Source organism: Sphingobium sp. (assembly GCF_036170395.1).
GTDB lineage: Bacteria > Pseudomonadota > Alphaproteobacteria > Sphingomonadales > Sphingomonadaceae > Sphingobium.
Window position 1 is genome coordinate 1 of record NZ_JAVHPD010000011.1, and the last position, 18,815, is coordinate 18,815.

19 protein-coding genes are annotated in these 18,815 nt (G+C 65.1%); 3 read left to right on the plus strand and 16 right to left on the minus strand.

All coding sequences use genetic code 11. From position 1 onward, the window contains the following. The 3 genes from pnp to truB form a co-directional block, all read right to left on the minus strand. A partial coding sequence (pnp, locus tag V2B31_RS04375) for a polyribonucleotide nucleotidyltransferase (protein ID WP_328275726.1) occupies positions 1-2,026 on the minus strand: 2,026 nt, incomplete at its 3' end. A gap of 306 nt (positions 2,027-2,332) precedes the next feature. Then, positions 2,333-2,602: a 30S ribosomal protein S15 gene (gene rpsO, locus V2B31_RS04380; protein WP_328275728.1), complete on the minus strand. Its 270-nt coding sequence runs from the start codon at positions 2,600-2,602 to the stop codon at positions 2,333-2,335. Between the two features lie 17 nt (positions 2,603-2,619). Beyond that, entirely contained in the window at positions 2,620-3,612 is a 993-nt protein-coding gene (gene truB, locus V2B31_RS04385; protein WP_328275730.1) for a tRNA pseudouridine(55) synthase TruB, read from the minus strand. A gap of 77 nt (positions 3,613-3,689) precedes the next feature. Here truB and V2B31_RS04390 point away from each other — a divergent pair, with 77 nt between their 5' ends. Next, positions 3,690-4,385: an HAD family hydrolase gene (locus V2B31_RS04390; protein WP_328275732.1), complete on the plus strand. Its 696-nt coding sequence runs from the start codon at positions 3,690-3,692 to the stop codon at positions 4,383-4,385. Positions 4,386-4,388: 3 nt separating this feature from the next. On the opposite strand, the gene V2B31_RS04395 is transcribed toward V2B31_RS04390, so the two are convergent. The 9 genes from V2B31_RS04395 to rimP form a co-directional block, all read right to left on the minus strand. Then, positions 4,389-4,967: a thymidine kinase gene (locus V2B31_RS04395; protein WP_328275734.1), complete on the minus strand. Its 579-nt coding sequence runs from the start codon at positions 4,965-4,967 to the stop codon at positions 4,389-4,391. A 12-nt stretch (positions 4,968-4,979) separates the two neighbouring features. Continuing rightward, positions 4,980-5,846, minus strand: a complete 867-nt coding sequence (locus V2B31_RS04400; protein WP_328275889.1) for an alpha/beta hydrolase family protein — start codon at positions 5,844-5,846, stop codon at positions 4,980-4,982. Between the two features lie 29 nt (positions 5,847-5,875). Next, positions 5,876-6,049, minus strand: a complete 174-nt coding sequence (locus V2B31_RS04405) for an AbrB/MazE/SpoVT family DNA-binding domain-containing protein (RefSeq protein WP_328275736.1) — start codon at positions 6,047-6,049, stop codon at positions 5,876-5,878. Positions 6,050-6,189: 140 nt separating this feature from the next. Next, complete coding sequence (rbfA, locus tag V2B31_RS04410; protein ID WP_328275738.1) at positions 6,190-6,585, minus strand: 30S ribosome-binding factor RbfA; 396 nt, start codon at positions 6,583-6,585, stop codon at positions 6,190-6,192. A 95-nt stretch (positions 6,586-6,680) separates the two neighbouring features. After that, the gene (gene infB / locus V2B31_RS04415; RefSeq protein ID WP_328275740.1) at positions 6,681-9,242 is read right to left on the minus strand and encodes a translation initiation factor IF-2; all 2,562 of its coding nucleotides are present in this window, start codon (positions 9,240-9,242) and stop codon (positions 6,681-6,683) included. Positions 9,243-9,310: 68 nt separating this feature from the next. Beyond that, positions 9,311-9,973, minus strand: a complete 663-nt coding sequence (locus tag V2B31_RS04420; protein WP_328275742.1) for a DUF448 domain-containing protein — start codon at positions 9,971-9,973, stop codon at positions 9,311-9,313. Between the two features lie 162 nt (positions 9,974-10,135). Then, positions 10,136-10,372, minus strand: a complete 237-nt coding sequence (locus V2B31_RS04425; RefSeq protein ID WP_328275744.1) for a tautomerase family protein — start codon at positions 10,370-10,372, stop codon at positions 10,136-10,138. A gap of 6 nt (positions 10,373-10,378) precedes the next feature. Next, positions 10,379-11,953 (minus strand): transcription termination factor NusA, encoded by a 1,575-nt coding sequence (nusA, locus tag V2B31_RS04430; RefSeq protein ID WP_328275746.1) that lies wholly within the window; start codon positions 11,951-11,953, stop codon positions 10,379-10,381. Between the two features lie 13 nt (positions 11,954-11,966). Then, on the minus strand, positions 11,967-12,491 hold the full coding sequence (gene rimP, locus V2B31_RS04435; protein ID WP_328275748.1) for a ribosome maturation protein RimP: 525 nt from the start codon (positions 12,489-12,491) through the stop codon (positions 11,967-11,969). A 252-nt stretch (positions 12,492-12,743) separates the two neighbouring features. On the opposite strand from rimP, the gene V2B31_RS04440 reads away from it, so the two are divergent. Both V2B31_RS04440 and V2B31_RS04445 read left to right on the plus strand, forming a co-directional pair. Further along, positions 12,744-13,880 carry a PQQ-dependent sugar dehydrogenase gene (locus V2B31_RS04440; RefSeq protein ID WP_328275750.1) on the plus strand — a complete coding sequence of 379 codons (1,137 nt, stop codon included), beginning with the start codon at positions 12,744-12,746 and terminating at the stop codon, positions 13,878-13,880. Positions 13,881-13,951: 71 nt separating this feature from the next. Next, entirely contained in the window at positions 13,952-14,716 is a 765-nt protein-coding gene (locus V2B31_RS04445; protein ID WP_328275752.1) for a hypothetical protein, read from the plus strand. A 31-nt stretch (positions 14,717-14,747) separates the two neighbouring features. Here V2B31_RS04445 and V2B31_RS04450 read toward each other — a convergent pair whose 3' ends face one another. The 4 genes from V2B31_RS04450 to tpiA form a co-directional block, all read right to left on the minus strand. Then, entirely contained in the window at positions 14,748-16,382 is a 1,635-nt protein-coding gene (locus V2B31_RS04450) for a CTP synthase (RefSeq protein ID WP_328275754.1), read from the minus strand. Between the two features lie 85 nt (positions 16,383-16,467). Further along, on the minus strand, positions 16,468-16,842 hold the full coding sequence (gene secG / locus V2B31_RS04455; RefSeq protein WP_328275756.1) for a preprotein translocase subunit SecG: 375 nt from the start codon (positions 16,840-16,842) through the stop codon (positions 16,468-16,470). An 88-nt stretch (positions 16,843-16,930) separates the two neighbouring features. Then, positions 16,931-17,818, minus strand: coding sequence for a hypothetical protein (locus V2B31_RS04460; RefSeq protein WP_328275758.1), 888 nt, complete (start codon positions 17,816-17,818; stop codon positions 16,931-16,933). 136 nt (positions 17,819-17,954) lie between these two features. After that, positions 17,955-18,716 carry a triose-phosphate isomerase gene (gene tpiA / locus V2B31_RS04465; RefSeq protein WP_328275760.1) on the minus strand — a complete coding sequence of 254 codons (762 nt, stop codon included), beginning with the start codon at positions 18,714-18,716 and terminating at the stop codon, positions 17,955-17,957. Positions 18,717-18,815 lie beyond the last annotated feature (99 nt).

Consider the following 18,815-nt stretch of genomic DNA (forward strand, 5'->3'; position numbering starts at 1 on the left):
TGACCTTCACTTCCTGGCCTTCCGACACGACGTCGGTCGGCTTTTCGACGCGCTCGTTGCGCATCTCGGAGACGTGGACGAGGCCGTCCTTGCCGCCCATGAAGTTCACAAAGGCCCCAAAGTCGACAATGTTGACTACCTTGCCGGTGTAGATCTTGCCGACTTCCGCTTCCTCGACGATGCCGAGGATCCACTTCTTGGCCGCTTCGATCTGGGCGATGTCGGACGAACTGATCTTGATGATGCCTTCGTCGTCGATATCGACCTTCGCGCCGGTTTCCGCGACGATCTCGCGGATGACCTTGCCGCCGGTGCCGATGACGTCGCGGATCTTCGACTTGTCGATCTGGATCGTCTCGATACGCGGGGCATGGGCCGACAATTCGGTGCGGGTCGAGGATAGCGCCTTGCTCATTTCACCCAGGATATGGGCGCGGCCTTCCTTCGCCTGCCGCAACGCGACCTCGAAGATTTCCTGGGTGATGCCGGCGACCTTGATGTCCATCTGCATGGTGGTGATGCCCGCTTCCGTACCCGCCACCTTGAAGTCCATGTCGCCCAGATGATCCTCGTCGCCGAGAATGTCGCTGATGACCGCGAAATCCTTGCCTTCCAGGATCAGGCCCATTGCGATGCCGGAGACCGGGCGCTTGAGCGGAACGCCCGCGTCCATCATTGAGAGCGAGCCGCCGCAGACGGTCGCCATCGAGGAGGAGCCATTGGACTCGGTGATGTCGGAGAGGACGCGGATCGTGTAGGGGAACTCGTCCTTGCTCGGCAGCACGGGGTGCAGCGCGCGCCAGGCGAGCTTGCCATGACCCACTTCACGACGACCCGGCGCGCCGAAGCGGCCGACTTCACCGACCGAATAGGGCGGGAAGTTGTAATGCAGCATGAAGTTTTCATAATGCAGGCCGGTGAGGCCGTCGATCATCTGCTCGGCGTCCTTGGTGCCAAGCGTCGTGGTGCAGATCGCCTGCGTTTCGCCGCGGGTGAACAGCGCCGAACCATGGGTGCGCGGCAGGAAGCCGACCATCGCCTCGATCGGGCGAATCTGGGTCGTGGTGCGGCCGTCGATGCGCTTGCCGTCCTTCAGGATGGCGGTGCGGACGATTTCGGCTTCCAGCTTCTTGGTGAGCTTGATGCCGGCCATGACGGTCTGCGCGTCGAGGCCCTCTTCCGCGAACCAGGCCTTCGCCTTGGCGCGGGCTTCGTTGAGCGCGTTCGAGCGGGCGGACTTGTCGGTCAGCTTGTAGGCGGCCGCGATGTCCTTGCCGATCAGCTTGGTCAGCTTCTTCTTGAGGTCGCCCAGATCGTCGCCCTTGGCGATGTCCCACGGCTCCTTGGCGGCCTGTTCGGCAAGATCGATGATCGCGTTGACGATCTTCTTCGACGCTTCGTGCGCGAAGAGGACAGCGCCGAGCATCACGTCTTCCGACAATTCCTTGGCTTCGGATTCGACCATCATCACCGCGTCATGCGTGGCGGCGACGACCAGGTCGAGTTCGCCGGTCTTTACCTCGTCGAGCGACGGATTGAGCTGATATTCGCCATCCTTGTAGCCGACGCGCGCGGCGCCGATCGGACCCAAGAAGGGCACGCCCGAGAGGGTCAAGGCGGCCGACGCGGCGATCATCGCCACAATGTCGGGCTCGCTCTCACCGTCGAAGCTCAGCACCTGAGCGATGACGTTGATCTCGTTATAGAAGCCCTCGGGGAAAAGGGGGCGGACCGGGCGGTCGATCAGGCGGGAAACCAGCGTTTCCTTTTCCGTCGCGCCGCGTTCGCGCTTGAAGAAGCCGCCGGGGATGCGGCCGGCGGCCGAATATTTTTCCTGATAGTGGACAGTCAGCGGGAAGAAATCCTGTCCTTCCTTCACCGACTTGGCGGCGGTCACGGCGCAGAGCACCACCGTCTCGCCATAGGTCGCCAGCACGGCGGCGTCGGCCTGACGCGCAATGCGACCGGTCTCGAGAGTCAGGGTCTTGCCTGCCAGCTCGATCGAAACTTTCTTTACATCAAACATGGTTTTTCCTTTGCCCGCTGCGGCCCTATTGCCGGGCGGGGCCTCATCTGCGGGCTATCCGGCCCGCTGCGGCGTGGGGCATCATCTGGCCCCGTGTGCGAGGATCACGCCGGATTGCGTGACCTTCCCTTGGTCTTGCTCCCATGGGGAGAAGGCGTTCAATCCGAACGCCCTATATCTGTTATCGCGCTCCGGCGAAAGCCGGAGCACAGGGTTTCAAAGGCTGCGCCCGATCCCCTGGATCCCGGCTTTCGCCGGGATGGCCTGATACGTAAACGGCCCGCCGAAGCGGGCCGAACGATCAGGTCACTTGCGCAGGCCCAGCTTGCCGATGAGATCGGTGTAGCGGCCCTCGTCTTTGCGCTTGAGATAGTCCAGCAGCGAGCGACGCTTGTTGACCAGCATCAGCAGGCCGCGACGGCTGTGGTTATCCTTGTGGTGACCCTTGAAATGCTCGGTCAGGTTCGAGATGCGTTCCGAGAGGATCGCGACCTGGACTTCGGGCGAACCCGTGTCGCCTTCGGCGCGGGCATGTTCCTTAATCAGCGCTTCCTTGCGCTCAGCGGTAATCGACATCGGGCTTCCTTTCGTATCTAGAGATTGAAGCCGCGCACCACCCGGACCTCCGGGCCACTGGACTCCACCAGCGCGACGGGCGTTTCGCCCAACATCGCCAGCAGGAGACCGGTGTGCGGTTTCCCCATGAGCATCTTCCCCTGACGGAGAGCCAATGCTTCATCGGGAGTGACGGGGAGAGCCGGGATGTCGTCCAGCCCCGCCGTCAACGGCAGCATCACGCCGCCGAGGTCGCCGCCCCTAGCAGCTTGGTCCAGTTTGTCCAGCGAAATCGCCGATTGCAGGGTGAACGGCCCGGCCTTGATCCGGCGGAGCATGGTGACATGCCCCACCGTGCCCAGCGCCAGCGCGATGTCGCGGGCGAGGGAGCGGATATAGGTGCCCTTGGAGACATGGGCGGTGAGGGTGATCTCTTGAACATCCTCCCCTGGAAGGGGAGGTGGATGGCCGCAGGCCAGACGGAGGGGTGTAACCGTCTCGATAGGGCGACACCCCTCCACCACGCCCTTCGGGCGCGGTCCCCCTCCCCCTATGGGGGAGGATTTGATTTGGAGCGCGTAGATCGTCACCGCCCTTGTCTTCATTTCCACCGCCTCCCCCTTGCGGGCGAGGTCGTAGGCGCGCTGGCCGTCGATCAGGATCGCGCTGTAGGCGGGTGGGGCTTGTTCGATTCCGCCGGTGAAGCGGGGGAGGATCGCCTCCACGTCCGCGCGCGTGGGCCGGTGGTCGCTGGTCGCGATCACCTTGCCTTCAAGGTCGAGCGTGTCGGTCTGGACTCCGAATGAGAGGGTGAACTCGTAAATCTTGCTCGCATCGAGCATCCGGCCGGCGAGCTTGGTCGCTTCGCCCACCGCGATCGGCAGCACCCCGGCCGCCAGCGGATCGAGCGTGCCGCCATGACCCACCTTCCATTTGCCCGCCCCTGCCGTGCGGAGCGCGCGCTTGACCGCGCTCACCGCCTGGGTCGAGCCGAGACCATGCGGTTTGTCGAGGATGATCCAGCCGTGCATGGCGGCGGTCCCTAGCCCCCCTGCCCTGCCCTGTCAGCCCCTTGTCGTGAAAGCCCAACGCGCGATAAGGGGCAGGCATGACGATCCAGCTCATCTGCCTCGATGCCGACGATACGCTCTGGCACAATATGCGCCATTTCAATGCGACCGAGGATGCGCTGCTCGACATGCTGCGCCCCTTCGCAGACGCGGATGTAACGCGCGAGCGGCTGATAACCTGCGAGACGCGCAACCTGCCGCTCTATGGCTATGGCGCGAAGGGCTTTACCCTCTCGATGATCGAGACGGCGGTGGAGCTGGCCGGCGATGCGCTGTCGGCCACGATGATCGAGCAGATATTGGCGGCGGGCCGGGCGCTGCTCGCGCATCCGGTTCAGCTGTTCGACGGGGTCGAGGACACGCTGCGCGCGCTGGCCGACATCGCGCCTTTGGTGCTGGTGACGAAGGGCGACCTGCTGCATCAGGAAAGCAAGCTGGCGGCATCGGGGCTGGGCGACCTGTTTTCGGGGATCGAGATCGTCAGCGACAAAACGGCGGACACGTTTCGCGGCCTGTTCGCGCGGCACGATGTCGAGCCGGCAAGCGCGGTGATGGCGGGCGATTCGATGCGGTCGGATATATTGCCGGCGCTGGAGGCGGGCGCCTGGGCCGCGTTCATCCCGCAGGAAGGGGCGTGGGCGCATGAACGCGCTCGTGCGCCGTCGGACCATGCGCGGTTCGTGCAGCTGGAGCGGCTGGCCGATCTGCCCGGCTGGATCGCAACGCTGGGCTGAGCGTCAGCGGGCCATGCGCTCGACGAAGTGGCGGCGGCAGAGCGCGACATAATCGTCATTGCCGCCGATCTGCGTCTGCGCGCCCTGGTGGACGGCGCGCCCATGTGCGTCGACGCGCAGGTTCATCGTCGCCTTGCGGCCGCATTCGCAGATCGTCTTGATCTCGCTCAGCGTGTCGGCGAGACCAAGCAGATGGGCGCTGCCCTCGAACAGCGCGCCCTGGAAGTCGGTGCGCAGGCCATAGCAGAGGACAGGGACGGCGAGCCGGTCGCACACCGCCGCCAATTGCCACACCTGGTTGCGGCTGAGAAATTGGGCTTCGTCCACCAGCACGCAGGAGAGCGGGGTCGCGGCGTGCTGGTCGGCGATGGCAGCGAACAGGTCGATGTGCGGATCGAAGAGGTGGGCGGGCTGCTCCAGCCCGATGCGCGAGGCGATGCGCGCCGCGCCATAACGATCGTCGATCGCGGCGGTCCACAGCATCGTCGCCATGCCGCGTTCCTGATAGTTGAAGCTCGATTGCAGCAGGGTCGTCGATTTGCCCGCATTCATCGAGCTGTAGTAGAAATAGAGCTTCGCCATGGAGCGAGCGGATCAGCGGACCGTGGGGGCGACACCCGCCAGGAAGCGCAGCAGCGCGTCGGCGAGCGCGATCCTCTTGTCGGAAAAACTGTGGTCGGTCGGCCAGACCATCAGCCGCGCGTCGGGGTTCGCGCCCTGCGCGTCGGCGGCGACCTTGCGCGCCTGCGCGCCGATGCCGCGCTCCGCGCCGACGATGGTGAGCGAGCGGCGGGCATAGACGGCTAGCCGCCGGCCGAGGTCGAACTTCGCCGTGTCGCCCTTGATCTCGGCAGTCAGGCTTTCATAGGTCGCGCCGGCAAGCGGCGGCAGATCGCCTGCGACTTCGGCCTTCCAGCCGGCTTCGCCCTCCGGCGTGGCGAGCGACGCGGCGGTCTGCGAGGGATCCCAGGGGTCGATCAGGAACAGGCCGGCGACGCGCGGTTCGGCCGCCGCAGCGTCGGCCGCCATGAAGCCGCCCATGCTATGCCCCGCTACGACGATCGCGCTGGTGTCGATGCGATATTTGGCGACCGTGGCGGGCTGTTGCAGGAACTGGAGCGCGGTGAAGGCATCCTCCGACGCATTGCCGAAGGAGAAGGCGCCGGGACTGCCCCACGAGCCGCGATAATGGAGGGTCAGCACATTCCATCCCGCGCGGCGGGCGGCCTGCGCCAGGTCGAGATTCTGCTCATTGCCAGGAAAGCCGTGGAGCAGGAGGAGCGTCGGATGCGTGCCGGGACCGGCGGCGGTGTACATGACGGCGTTCATCGCGCCATTTTCAGCCGGTAAGACGAAGGCGCTCATGCCGGCGGGGTAGGCAGCATCGGGCCTGGGGTCGGCGACGACAGCGGAGAGCGGCACGGGGTCTTTGGCGAGGGCGGGTGACAGAGCAACCAACAACCCCGTCGCAATCACGATTTGATATTTTATCACTGGCTGTCCGCCTTCTCGCCCTTGCCGCGATCCGCACCGTCTACAGGTCGCATTTGCAAGGCCATGCCACGCACGATCCATTCAAACTGATCGCCCGCCTTCATGCCGAGCTGATCGCGCAGATTTTTTGGCAAGGTGAGCCGTCCCCTTTTGTCTATCCTGACCTGCATGATTCAACTATGCCTTAGCGAATGATCCGGGACAACCAGCCCTACACAAATTCACGGCACTCATGCTCGCGCTATCAGGTAAGCGCCCGGCCGGCAGCTGACGCTGCACACACCCGGCATGGCCCGCCGGTGACCGCCTCTTAGTTTTCCTCCGGCGTATCGAGATCGCGCGCGACCTTGGGATCGCGGAGCAGCTTGTCGATGTGACTGCCCTCATCGAAACTTTCGTCGGCGAGGAATTTTAGCTTGGCCGCATATTTGAGGCGGATGCGGTGCGCGACTTCGCGCTGCAGATAGGCGGTGTTGGTGCGCAGCGCCTTCAGCACCGCTTCCTCGTCCTGCCCCAAGAGCGATTTCACGAACACGGTCGCGTGGCGCAGGTCCGGGGACATGCGGACTTCGGTGACGCTGACGACATGGCTGGCGAGCACATCGTCATGCACGTCGCCGCGCTGGAGGATGTCGGACAGGACGTGGCGCACCTGCTCGCCCACGCGGAGCAGGCGGACGGAGGGGCCTTCAGATGAAGCAACCATATGCAATCCTCGTCACCCCAGCGAAGGCTGGAGTCTCAGGCGGCAGCGTAAGCGGCACGAGACCCCAGCCTTCGCTGGGGTGACGCACTTTCCTGTTACAGCGTCCGCTGGCGTTCCTCGACCTCGAACAGTTCGAGCGTGTCGCCGACCTTGATGTCGTTCGTGTCCTGCAGCACCGCGCCGCACTCCATGCCGGCGCGGACTTCGGAGACGTCGTCCTTGAAGCGGCGGAGCGAGGCGATGTTAGTGCGCGAGACGATGACATCGTCGCGGGTGAGGCGCGCAGCCAGACCCTTGCGGATGATGCCGTCGAGGACGAGCAGACCAGCGGCCTTGTCCTTCTTGCCCGCCGGGAACACCTGAAGCACCTCGGCGCGGCCGACGATGGTTTCGATACGTTCGGGCGCGAGCTGGCCCGCCATTTCGCCGCGCACTTCCTCCAGCAGGTCGTAGATCACGTCATAATAGCGCAGCGAGATTTTCTCGCGCTCCGCCAACTGGCGCGCCTTCGCATTGGGCCGCACGTTGAAGCCGATCATCGGCGCGCGGCTGGCGGCGGCCAGCGTTACGTCGCTTTCGGTGATCGCGCCGACGCCCGAATGGAGGATGCGGACCTTGATCTCGTCGGTCGAGATGCGGTTCAGCGACGACACGATCGCTTCGACCGAACCCTGCACGTCGCCCTTCACCACCACCGGATATTCGATGACGGTGGTGTTGAGCGCCGAGAACATATGTTCAAAGCTAGTCGGCGCGGAGGTCGTGCGCTTCTTGGTCGCCTGTTCCTGACGGTAAGCGGCGACTTCGCGGGCGCGGGCCTCATTCTCGACCACGGTGAGCTGATCGCCCGCCATCGGCACGCCGGAGAGGCCCAGCACCTCGACCGGGGTCGAGGGGCCGGCGACCTTCACCTGCTGGCCCTTGTCGTTTATCATCGCGCGGACCTTGCCGCTTTCCGATCCGATGACGAAGGTGTCGCCAATCTTGAGCGTGCCCTTGCGGACAAGCACGGTGGCGACCGCGCCGCGACCCTTGTCGAGCTGCGCCTCGACCACATTGCCTTCGGCGGGGCGATCAGGGTTGGCGGTGAGTTCGAGCAGTTCGGCCTGGAGCAGGATCTTCTCGAGCAGTTCGTCGAGGCCGGTACGCTTGAGCGCCGAGACTTCCACATCCTGCACGTCGCCGCCCATATCCTCGACCACGATCTCCTCGCTCAGCAGGCGCTCGCGCACCTTCTGCGGGTTGGCTTCGGGCTTGTCGACCTTGTTGATCGCCACGATCATCGGTACGCCGGCCGCCTTGGTATGGTTGATCGCCTCGATCGTCTGCGGCATCAGCCCGTCGTCGGCCGCCACCACCAGGATGACGATGTCGGTGACGTTCGCGCCGCGCGCGCGCATCTCCGAAAACGCTTCGTGACCCGGCGTATCGAGGAAGGTGATGAGATCGCCGCCCTTCGTCTTGATCTGGTAGGCGCCGATATGCTGGGTAATGCCGCCGCTTTCGCCCGACACGACATTGGTGCCGCGCAGCGCGTCGAGCAGGCTGGTCTTGCCATGATCGACATGGCCCATGATGGTTACGACCGGCGGACGCGGCTGGAGCGTTTCGGGCGCATCCACTTCGCCTTCCATGCCGATTTCGACGTCGGCGTCGGACACGCGCTGGATGCGGTGGCCGAATTCCTCGACCAGCAGCTCCGCCGTATCCTGATCGATCGGCTGATTAAGCGTGACAGCGGTGCCCATCTTGAACAGCGCCTTCACCAGGTCCGCGCCCTTTTCGGCCATCCGGTTGGCGAGTTCCTGCACGGTGATGCTTTCGGGCACCACGACATCGCGCGACTGCTTTTCGCGCTGCTGCGCGCCGCCCGAATAATGGGCTCGCTTTTCCTTTTCGCGGGCGCGCTTCAGGGCCGCGAGGCTGCGCGCGCGGGCGCTGTCGTCATCGGCGAGCGCGCGGGTGACGGTGAGCTTGCCGGACTGGCGGCGATTATCCTCGCCCTTCTTGGCGCGATCGGGCTTGGCCGGCTCGGGACGCTTGACCGGCGCGACGGGGGTGAAGCGACGCGGCGGCGGCACGGTGGCGGCGGCGGGCGCAGGCGTCGCGTCCTCGCGCGGCTCGGGCGCGGCGGCCGCAGGCGCTTCGGCGACCGGAGCGGGGGCTTCGGGCTCGGCCTGGGGCGCTTCGGCAGGCGCCGGGCCGGCTTCGGCAGCGAGGCGGTTTTCCTCAGCGCGGCGCTTCTCTTCCTCGCTGGCCGCTTGGCGCGCGGCGTCCTCGCGGCGGCGCGCATCCTCCAGCGCGGCCATGCGGGCTTCCTCGGCCTCGCGCAGCAGCTTGGCCTGCAATTCCTGACGCGACATCAGGCTCTGCGGCGGCGCCTGACGCGGGGCGGGCGGCTGCGGCGCGCGGGTCTGCTGCGGCGCGGGCGCGGCGGGGCGCGGCGCGGGGGTCGGGTCGGCCTGAGGCGCAACCGCAGGCGCGCCACCGGTCGTCTCACCGGGCTTGCCCAGGACGCGGCGCCGCTTCACCTCAACCACGACCGTATTCTTGCGGCCATGGCTGAACTGCTGCTGCACCTGGCCGGATTCCACGGTCCGCTTGATGCCCAGCGGCTTGCGGCCCAGAACCGGCTTGTCTTCCTTGCTGTCACTCATACGATCGAACTTAACCCTTCACTTCCGCTTCGGCCGGATAGGCCCGCCGACGCCTTATTTTTCAATGCCTAGCCGGAAACGCCCGGCGCATCGGTGGAGACCGGCTCCCCTTGCGCGGGCGCTTGCGTAGCGCAACCCAGATAGCTTTCCAAGCGGCCTATGGCCGCGCGCAGACGCGACGCTGCACGCGAGTCGGTCACCGCGATATGGACGACATTATCCCGCCCCATTGCCATAGATAGGGCGTCGCGGTCCACAGGCAAGGTGATACCCGCCAAATCCGTGCCTTCCGCCTCTTGGCCGACGCGCAGCGCCTGGTCGAGCTTGCGGTTGCCGTCGGCCGCCGCATCGGCGGCGTGGAGCAGCAGCTGCACCTGCCCCTTGCGACAGGCGACGTCGATCTTTTCCGAGCCGGTAAGCAGCATCGATGCGCGCGCCTCCAGCCCGAGCCGGTCGAGCAAGGCGCGGCGCAGGCCATCCTCGATCAGCGCGGGCAGATCGGCGGGGATGGTAAGGTCGCCCGTCTTGAATGCGCGGGCGAGTGCGCCGCGCAGCTTGCCCTTGGCAAGCGCGGTTTCGAGGTCGGCGCGGGTAACGCCGATCCATGCGCCGCGGCCCGGCGCCTTGGCGCGAATGTCGGGCAGCACCTGCCCCTCCGGCCCGACTGCGAGGCGGATCAGCATGGCGGGATCGGCCCGGTCGCCGGTCAGGATACATTTGCGTTCGGTCATGGGATCATCCTCCCCTGCAAGGGGAGGGGGACCATTTGCGTAGCAAATGGTGGAGGGGTGTCGCCCTCTCGATAGCGTGACACCCCTCCGTCATGGCTTCGCCATGCCACCTCCCCTTCCAGGGGAGGATGAGCGGAATCACAATGTCGTTTCGTCAGCCTCTCATCGGGGAGTGTCCGCAGCATGGGCGTCCTCCCTTGGTTGAGGCGGCGCGGCGCGGTCGGCGAGCAATTGCCCGCCGGCTGCGTAATTTTCGGTCGAGATTTCGGAGATGACGATCTGGACGGCAGCCGCCGGCTTGCCCAGCCGCTCCACGAGCGACCGGGTTACGTCAGCGACCAACGCGGCTTTTTGCTCGCGGGTGGCGCTGCCGGCCAGACGGATGTCGACGAAGGGCATGGGCTCTTACGCTTCCTCTTCGTCGAACCAGTGGGCGCGGGCGGCCATGATGATTTCATTGCCCTGCTCGTCGCTGAGACCGTAGGCGGCGAGGATGCCGCCCTTGTCCTCATTGCCGCTGTCATTCTTGCGGCGGCGCTGATCGACGCGCTTCTTCTGCACCAGCTCGTCAGTGGCAAGGTCGGCGAGATCGTCCAGCGTCTTGATGCCCGCCTTGCCGAGCGTCACCAGCATGGCTTCGGTCAGATGCGGCATGTCGGCCAGCGCATCCTCGACGCCGAGCGCCCGGCGTTCCTCGCGGGCAGCGGCTTCGCGGCGTTCCAGCGCTTCCTGCGCGCGGCTCTGAAGCTCGGCGGCGAGTTCGTCGTCGAAACCTTCGATCGAGGCCAGTTCGTCGATCTCGACATAGGCGACCTCTTCCAGTTCGCCGAAGCCTTCGGCGACCAGAAGCTGCGAGAGGGTTTCATCCACGTCCAGCTCGTTCTGGAACATTTCGGAGCGCTGTATGAATTCCTTCTGGCGCTTCTCGCTAGCGTCGGCCTCGGTCATGATGTCGATCGCCTTGCCGGTCAGCTGGCTGGCGAGACGGACATTCTGGCCGCGACGACCGATGGCGAGGCTGAGCTGATCGTCGGGGACGACGACTTCAATCCGCTCTTCCTCCTCGTCGATGACGACGCGGGCGACCTGCGCGGGCTGGAGCGCGTTGACGACGAAGGTCGCGGTGTCCTCGCTCCAGGGGATGATGTCGATCTTTTCGCCCTGCATCTCCTGCACGACGGCCTGGACGCGGCTGCCCTTCATGCCGACGCACGCGCCGACGGGATCGATGCTGCTGTCACGGCTGATGACGCCGATCTTGGCGCGGCTGCCCGGATCGCGGGCGGCGGCCATGATGGTGATGACGCCGTCGTAGATTTCGGGGACTTCCTGCGCGAACAGCTTCTTCATGAATTCGGGATGCGCGCGGCTCAAGAAAATCTGCGGCCCGCGATTTTCACGGCGGACGTTCAGCACGACCGAACGGATGCGGTCGCCGACGCGGACGACTTCGCGCGGGATCTGCTGGTCGCGGCGGATGACGCCTTCGGCGCGGCCGAGATTGACGACGACATGGCCGAATTCTACCGACTTGACGACGCCGGTGATGATCTCGCCCACGCGGTCCTTATACTCTTCGAACTGGCGCTCGCGCTCGGCGTCGCGGACCTTCTGGAAGATCACCTGCTTGGCGGACTGGGCGTCGATGCGGCCGAGGTCGATGGGGGGCAGCGGGTCGACGATGAAGTCGCCGACGACGGCGTCCTTCTTCAGCTTCTGCGCCTGCTTGAGGTCAACCTGCTTGAAATAATCCTCGACCGTGTCCACCACCTCGACCACGCGCCACAGGCGCAGGTCGCCGCTGTCGGGATCGAGCTTGGCGCGGATGTCGTTCTCGGCGCCATAGCGGGCGCGCGCGGCGCGCTGGATCGCATCCTCCATCGCCTCGATGACGATGGCCTTATCGATCATCTTCTCGCTCGCCACCGAATTGGCGATGGCGATCAGTTCGGCCTTGTTGGCGGAAATGGCGTTGGCCATGGCTTATGAACCCTTATTCCTCGGTTTCAAATTCATCCGCCCCATCGGAAGAGAGCGGCATCGTAGCAGAAATCAGCTTGTCGGTCAGCAGCAGCTTGGCGTCATGGACCAAGGCGAAGGGGATGCGGACATCGCCGGCCTTGGCGTCGGCGAAGAGGATATCCTCGCCCTCCACGCCGTTGAGCACACCGCGAAAGCTCTTGCGCCCCTCGACCAGTTCGGTCGCGGCGATCTTCGCCTCATGCCCGGCCCACTCCTGAAAATCATGCAGGCGAGTGAGCGGCCGGTCGATACCGGGCGAGCTGACTTCCAGACGATAGGCTTCCTCGATCGGATCGGCCTCATCCAGCACGTCCGACAGGCGGCGCGAGATGGTGGCGCAATCCTCGATGACGAGCTGTTTCGTCTTCGGGTTTTCGGCCATGATCTGGAGCGTGTGATCGTCGCCCGACCCGAACAGCCTGACGCGCACGAGGTCGAAGCCCAGGGCCTTCACCTCGGGCTCGATCAATGCGGTCAGTTCGGCGATGTCCGCCATGCGGTCTCCAGATGCTCAAAAATGCGTAGCTTCCCGCGCCGCGAGCGATCCGCCCGCGACCCCGACATGTGTGACGATGTAAGGAAGCATTGCCGATATAGGCAGGGCGTCGAATTTCTGCAACATTATTCGTGTCCCTGTATTCTCTCCGTTCGGGCTGAGCGAAGTCGAAGCCCTTCACCGACCGGAGGGAGGTGCTTCGCTGCGCTCAGCAGAGCCCTTCGACTTCGCTCAGGGCGAACGGAGAAAAAGATGGACCGGCCTTTTGTTGCGACCCTGCCCCTCATTCTCATCGCCTGTTCGGCCGACAACGCCACCGGCCAGAACGCGCCCGCGTCCGGCGAAAAGCCGTTCAAGACCTCCATCATCGCCGATTTCGACGCGCCCTGGGCGATGGCTTTCCTGCCGGACGGGCGCGCGTTGGTGACGGAGAAGGCGGGCGAAATGATCCTGTTCGATCCGAAGAACGGCACGAAGATTCCCGTGGCCGGCATTCCCGCAGTCGATAGCGCGGGCCAGGGCGCGCTGATGGACGTCGTGCTTTCCCCCAAGTTCGCGCAGGACCGGACCGTTTATTTCAGCTTTTCCGAGGCGCGCGACGGCGGCAAGGGCGTGGCGCTGGCGAAGGGCGCGTTCAACCAGGCGAGCGACGGGACGACGAAGCTGGAGGGGGTGCAGGTGATCTTCCGCGCGACCCCCTATGTCGAGGGCAACGGCCATTATTCGGGGCGCATCGCCTTTTCGCCCGACGGCAAATATCTCTTCTTCACCAATGGCGAGCGGCAGAAGTTCGATCCGGCGCAAGACCCGAAAGCGACTTTGGGCAAGGTGCTGCGCCTGAACCTCGACGGCACGCCGGCGGCTGAGAATCCGCTGGCCGCGAAGGGCTTTCACCCAGCGGTCTGGTCCTACGGCCATCGCAATCTGCTGGGCATCGCGTTCGACAAGGAGGGGCGGCTGTGGGAGCAGGAAATGGGGCCGAAGGGCGGGGACGAGGTCAACCTCATCAAGCCCGGCCTCAACTATGGCTATCCCAAGGTGTCGAACGGCAGCCATTATGACGGGCGCGACATTCCCGACCATAAGCCCGGCGACGGCTATGAGCCGCCCAAGCTCTGGTGGAACCCGGTGATTTCGCCGGGTGGGCTGCTTTATTATTCGGGAGATATGTTCCCGCAATGGAAGGATTCGCTCTTTATCGGTGGCCTGTCGAGCCAGGCGCTGGTGCGCGTGAAACTGAATGGCGAGAGCGCGAGCAAGGGCGACCAGTGGGACATGGGCGCGCGGATCCGCGACGTGGAACAGGGGCCGGACGGCGCGCTATGGGTGCTGGAGGATGGCGGCGATGGATCGCAGGGGCGGCTGCTGAAGCTGACGCCGGCGGGGTGAGGCGGGGCGCGCCCTTCAAAGTCCTTTAACCCCTGTTGTCTATCGCAAGCTGCAACAGGGTGAACTATTCCATGTTGCGATTCTTGATCCCGGTCGGGCCGCTGGCAGCAGCCATCCTCTACTTTGGCGGCTTCTTCAGTTCTGGTTATTCGCGCGATGTCGAGCGGCCGGTGCAGGAGGTCATGGCCAGTCTGGAAGGGCTGGACGTCCGCAAGGAACCGGGATCGCCCGGCACCGACCCGTCGCGGTCGGGCGGCGTGCTACCCGACTTCAAGCTGGAGCGCGAGCGGGGCAAGATGACCTGGCTGGTCATGGCCGGCGACAAGGTCGCGACCCGCATGATTGCCACGCTGGAGCCGATCAAGGACGGCACCGCCACCCGCATCACCGCCTCGGTCGAACGGGGCGACGCGCCTGACGACATCACTTCCCCCGCCTTCCGCTCGGAAAAGATCACGCTCGGCCTGTTCGCCGCCGCGCTGGAAACCCAGGTCAACAAGCTGACGATGGCCTGGGGGGCGCATTGCGACGAACTGGTGGAGCAGTTGCTGAACGGCGGCCCCGCCCCCGGATCGGACGACCGCAGTTCGCTGGGTGCCGCCATCGGATCGACCTCGCGCGACATCATGCGCCTGGGTGCGATCGACACCAAGCTGCGCGCAGCCGGTTGCGACCCGGCACAACGGTCGAAGAACGCCGCGCCCTTCCAGATAAACGAACGGGTGGGCGGCGCGCCTGCCACCATGGACGCACCCGTCATGCAGGACGGACCGTCCGCCCATGACGCTCCGCGCTTCGAACCGGGCAAACCGATGTTGGATCCGACCGTCAAATGAAATAAAACGGGGCCATTCGGCCCCGTTTTATTTACACGAGCCGGCTCTGCTTCACCGCCGCCTCGATGAAGCTGGCGAAGAGCGGATGGGGATCGAAGGGTTTGGACTTCAGTTCCGGGTGGAACTGAACGCCAACGAACCAGGGATGGTCGGGCCGCTCCACGATCTCCGGCAACTGGCCGTCGGGCGACATGCCAGAGAAGATGAGGCCGCCCTTCTCCAGCGGCTCGCGATAGCCGGCATTGACTTCGTAGCGGTGGCGGTGGCGTTCGCTGATGTCGCTCGTGCCGTATATGCCGGCGACGACGCTGTTGCCGGTGAGGCGCGCAGGGTAAGCGCCCAGCCGCATCGTCCCGCCCAGATCGGTCTGCGCGGTGCGCTTCTGCAAGCCTTCCGCGCTCATCCATTCGGTGATGAGGCCGACGACCGGCTCGGATGTTTCGCCAAATTCGGTGGTGGAGGCGCTGGCGATGCCCGCCGTGTTGCGCGCGCCCTCGATGCAGGCCATCTGCATCCCCAGGCATATGCCGAAGAAGGGCACGCCGCGCTCGCGGGCGAAGCGGACGGACGCGATCTTGCCCTCCGACCCGCGCACGCCGAAGCCGCCGGGGACGAGGATGCCGTGCATCGGTTCGAGGCGGGCGGCGATATCCGCGCCCTCTTCCTCGAACAGCTCGGCGTCGAGCCATTTGATGTTGACCTTCACCCGGTTGGCGAAGCCGCCATGGGTCAGCGCCTCGTGCAGCGACTTGTAGGCGTCGGGCAGGCCGACATATTTGCCGACGACGCCGATGGTGACTTCGCCTTCGGGATTCTGCTGCCGGTCCATGATGTCGGCCCAGCGGTCGAGCGAGGGCATGGGCGCGTCAGCGATGCCGAAAGCGCGCAGCACTTCGCGGTCCAGCCCCTCGGCATGATATTGCTGGGGCACGGCATAGATGCTGCTGGCGTCCAGCGCGGGAATGACGGCTTCGGGGCGGACATTGCAAAAGAGCGCGATCTTACGCCGCTCGCTCTCGGGGAGCGGATGCTCGCAGCGGCACAGCAAAATATCTGGCTGGATGCCGAGCGAGGTGAGTTCGCGCACGCTGTGCTGAGTGGGTTTGGTCTTCAGCTCGCCGGCGGCCGCGATGTAGGGCACCAAAGTCACATGGACGAAGATCGACTGACCGCGATCGAGGTCGTTATGGAGTTGGCGGATCGCCTCCATGAAAGGCAGCGATTCGATATCGCCCACCGTGCCGCCGATTTCGCAGAGGACGAAATCGAGATCCTCGGTATCGGCGGTGGCGAACGCCTTGATCTCGTCGGTGACGTGCGGGATCACCTGCACCGTGGCGCCCAGATAGTCGCCGCGCCGTTCCTTGGTGATGATCGTCTGATAGACGCGGCCCTGCGTCACATTGTCGCTCTGGCGCGCGGAAACGCCGGTAAAGCGCTCATAATGGCCCAAATCCAGGTCAGTCTCCGCCCCGTCGTCGGTCACATAGACTTCGCCATGCTGATAGGGCGACATCGTGCCCGGATCGACGTTCAGATAGGGATCGAACTTCCGGATTCGCACACGGAAACCCCGCGCTTGCAGCAAGGCTGCAAGGGATGCGGCCATCAGGCCCTTTCCAAGCGAGGAGACCACGCCGCCGGTGATGAAAATATACCGCGTCATGGGAGGAGAGGCTTAGCCTTTCGGAACGACAAAGGGCAAGCGCGCGAATCCACGCGCGCCTAAAAAAAGATCGAAGATCGACGGATTAGTTGGCGAGCGGGACCGCGCCGTTGGACGCGGGGGCCGCCGCATTGCCGGCCGCGCTGCCGAGCGGATCGGCGCTGCCCGCCGGCGCGGGCGCGCCCTGCGTGGCGGGGGCCTGCTTCACCAGCGAGGTGTCGATGTCGGTCGGCGCGTGGCGGACCGAGGCGATCACTGCCATGACGATCGACAGCGACACGAAGATGGTCGCCAGCACCGTGGTCGACCGGGTCAGGAAATCCGCCGCGCCGCGCGCCGACATGAAGCCCGAGGGGCTGCCGCCCACGCCCAGCCCGCCGCCTTCCGACTTCTGCATCAGGATGACGGTGACCAGCATGGCCGCCACGATGGCCTGCACGACGAGGAGGAAGGTGAACATGCGACGATTTTCTGTCCGGTGATGGGTGCGTTGCCGCGCACATAGCGACGATGGCGCGCGGGGGCAACCTGTGCCTGCGCCCGACCTGTCAGGGCGAGCGCCGTTCCAGAAGGTAGATTTCTCTGCTTTTGACGATCCAGAAAAACGAGAATATCCAGACCCCAGCCCATTCCAGCGCAAGCACAAGATAGGACAGCGGTCGTTCCTGCGGCGCCTGCACGGCTGGGGGCGCGGCCCGCTGACCCAAACCAACGAGCCAATTCATCAGCAGCAGAGTGGCCGGGACAGCGATCATCAATGTGCCGAGGATGCTATAGATCGTCTGATACCGACGCCGCCTATTGTCGTCCCTTGTCAGTTCCAGCGTATCGCGCGATCGGAACACGCAGACATAGGCGATCATGAGGAAGAAGATCACAGCCGAAGCCGCATGGACTTGCCAGACCGGCGAAGCGCAGGCGAGAAACGAGTCGTCCGGCGCGCAGGCAGACGGCCAGTCCATGGGAAACAGCGCCACGCCGATCGCCGTGACGCCCGCGATGTTGAGGGCGATGTCCTCCTGCTTCGAATAGCCTTTATAGAGGTTCAGAAAGCAGCCGACGGCGCACAGCACCCCGACCAGCACGTCCCGCCTCGCGCCACCGCCGCCATAGATGATGTTGGCCGGGTCGCCATAATGATAATAAGCGCTCATCGATCCCTGCAAGGCGGGAAAGCCCCAAAAGACGAGGAACAGCGGCATCAGAAAGGAGAGGATGGCAAGGCCGATACGCTGACGAAAATAGCTCTCCGAAATGGTCTTGAAGAGACTTTCTTCCAAATGGCTTGCGTCGCTGCCGATATCCGCGTCAGGCGCAGCATCATCCTGGGCTAACGCAGCGGCGGAGGGGGGCAAGGCCGGCACGGCCTCGGTCGATCCGTCCGCCGGCGCAGCGCAGTGCTTGGCGAGATAGGCACGCATGTCGTCCGGCTGCATGGCTCAGCATTCTCCATGGGCGATGGAGGCATGATAACCCTGTGCAGCCGGAACGCAATTGCAACGATCCTGGTGGCGGCGCCCTTATGATCCGATATGGCGCTGCTTCAGAACCCACCTGCCGCGCTGCATGACCTCAGGCCGCTGCCTTCATCCTCTGGTCGGCGGCTTCGATGATCGGCGCGAATTTGGCGGCGGAGAGGCTTGCGCCGCCGACCAGGCCGCCATCGACGTCGGGGAGGGCCATGAGGTCGGCGGCATTGTCGCCGTTCATCGATCCGCCATAGAGTATGCGCATCTTGTCCGCCTCCGCGCCGATGCGGCTGGCGAGTGCCTTGCGCAGCGCGGCGTGCATGGCGGCGACCGCCTCCATCGTCGGGATGCGGCCGGTGCCGATCGCCCAGATGGGTTCGTAAGCGATGGCCAGCCAGTCGGCCGCCGCGCCATCGGGCAGCGAGGCGAGCAGCTGGTCGGCGACGACCTGCTCGGCCTTCCCCGCGTCGCGCACGGCCAATGTTTCGCCGACGCACAATATGACGTTGATGCCCGCCTGGTGCGCCGCTTCGGACTTGGCGGCGATGTCGGCATTGGTTTCGCCGCGCGCCTCGCGCCGCTCGCTGTGGCCGGTGATGACCCAGGTCGCGCCCGCTTCGGCCAGCATGTCCGCCGACAGCGACCCGGTATAGGCGCCGCTGATATCCATATGGCAGTTCTGCGCGCCGATGAAGGCCGCGCCGCGCCGTTCCGATCCCGCCATGATGAGCGTCGCGGGCAGGCACAGGCCCACCTCCACCGCCGGATGCTGCGCGGCGATCCGGCCGATCGCCTCCACCTCGTCGAGATGCGCGCGCATCCCGTTCATCTTCCAGTTGCCGACAACCAGCTTGCGCCTGTTCATCCGCTTGGTTCCCTTGTCGTTATTGCTGCACGTCGCCCTTGCGCTTCCGCCGTCGCAGGTCTGCGCCCGCGTCCGTCTCCCCGGAAGCCTTCAGAGCTT

Excerpts from the sequence above, each read along its gene's own strand:
- rpsO (WP_328275728.1), bottom strand. The coding sequence starts at position 2,602 with ATGTCGATTACCGCTGAGCGCAAGGAAGCGCTGATTAAGGAACATGCC.
- truB (WP_328275730.1), bottom strand. The coding sequence starts at position 3,612 with ATGCACGGCTGGATCATCCTCGACAAACCGCATGGTCTCGGCTCGACC.
- V2B31_RS04390 (WP_328275732.1), top strand. The coding sequence starts at position 3,690 with ATGACGATCCAGCTCATCTGCCTCGATGCCGACGATACGCTCTGGCAC.
- V2B31_RS04395 (WP_328275734.1), bottom strand. The coding sequence starts at position 4,967 with ATGGCGAAGCTCTATTTCTACTACAGCTCGATGAATGCGGGCAAATCG.
- V2B31_RS04405 (WP_328275736.1), bottom strand. The coding sequence starts at position 6,049 with ATGCAGGTCAGGATAGACAAAAGGGGACGGCTCACCTTGCCAAAAAAT.
- rbfA (WP_328275738.1), bottom strand. The coding sequence starts at position 6,585 with ATGGTTGCTTCATCTGAAGGCCCCTCCGTCCGCCTGCTCCGCGTGGGC.
- infB (WP_328275740.1), bottom strand. The coding sequence starts at position 9,242 with ATGAGTGACAGCAAGGAAGACAAGCCGGTTCTGGGCCGCAAGCCGCTG.
- V2B31_RS04420 (WP_328275742.1), bottom strand. The coding sequence starts at position 9,973 with ATGACCGAACGCAAATGTATCCTGACCGGCGACCGGGCCGATCCCGCC.
- V2B31_RS04425 (WP_328275744.1), bottom strand. The coding sequence starts at position 10,372 with ATGCCCTTCGTCGACATCCGTCTGGCCGGCAGCGCCACCCGCGAGCAA.
- nusA (WP_328275746.1), bottom strand. The coding sequence starts at position 11,953 with ATGGCCAACGCCATTTCCGCCAACAAGGCCGAACTGATCGCCATCGCC.
- rimP (WP_328275748.1), bottom strand. The coding sequence starts at position 12,491 with ATGGCGGACATCGCCGAACTGACCGCATTGATCGAGCCCGAGGTGAAG.
- V2B31_RS04440 (WP_328275750.1), top strand. The coding sequence starts at position 12,744 with ATGGACCGGCCTTTTGTTGCGACCCTGCCCCTCATTCTCATCGCCTGT.
- V2B31_RS04445 (WP_328275752.1), top strand. The coding sequence starts at position 13,952 with ATGTTGCGATTCTTGATCCCGGTCGGGCCGCTGGCAGCAGCCATCCTC.
- V2B31_RS04450 (WP_328275754.1), bottom strand. The coding sequence starts at position 16,382 with ATGACGCGGTATATTTTCATCACCGGCGGCGTGGTCTCCTCGCTTGGA.
- secG (WP_328275756.1), bottom strand. The coding sequence starts at position 16,842 with ATGTTCACCTTCCTCCTCGTCGTGCAGGCCATCGTGGCGGCCATGCTG.
- V2B31_RS04460 (WP_328275758.1), bottom strand. The coding sequence starts at position 17,818 with ATGCAGCCGGACGACATGCGTGCCTATCTCGCCAAGCACTGCGCTGCG.
- tpiA (WP_328275760.1), bottom strand. The coding sequence starts at position 18,716 with ATGAACAGGCGCAAGCTGGTTGTCGGCAACTGGAAGATGAACGGGATG.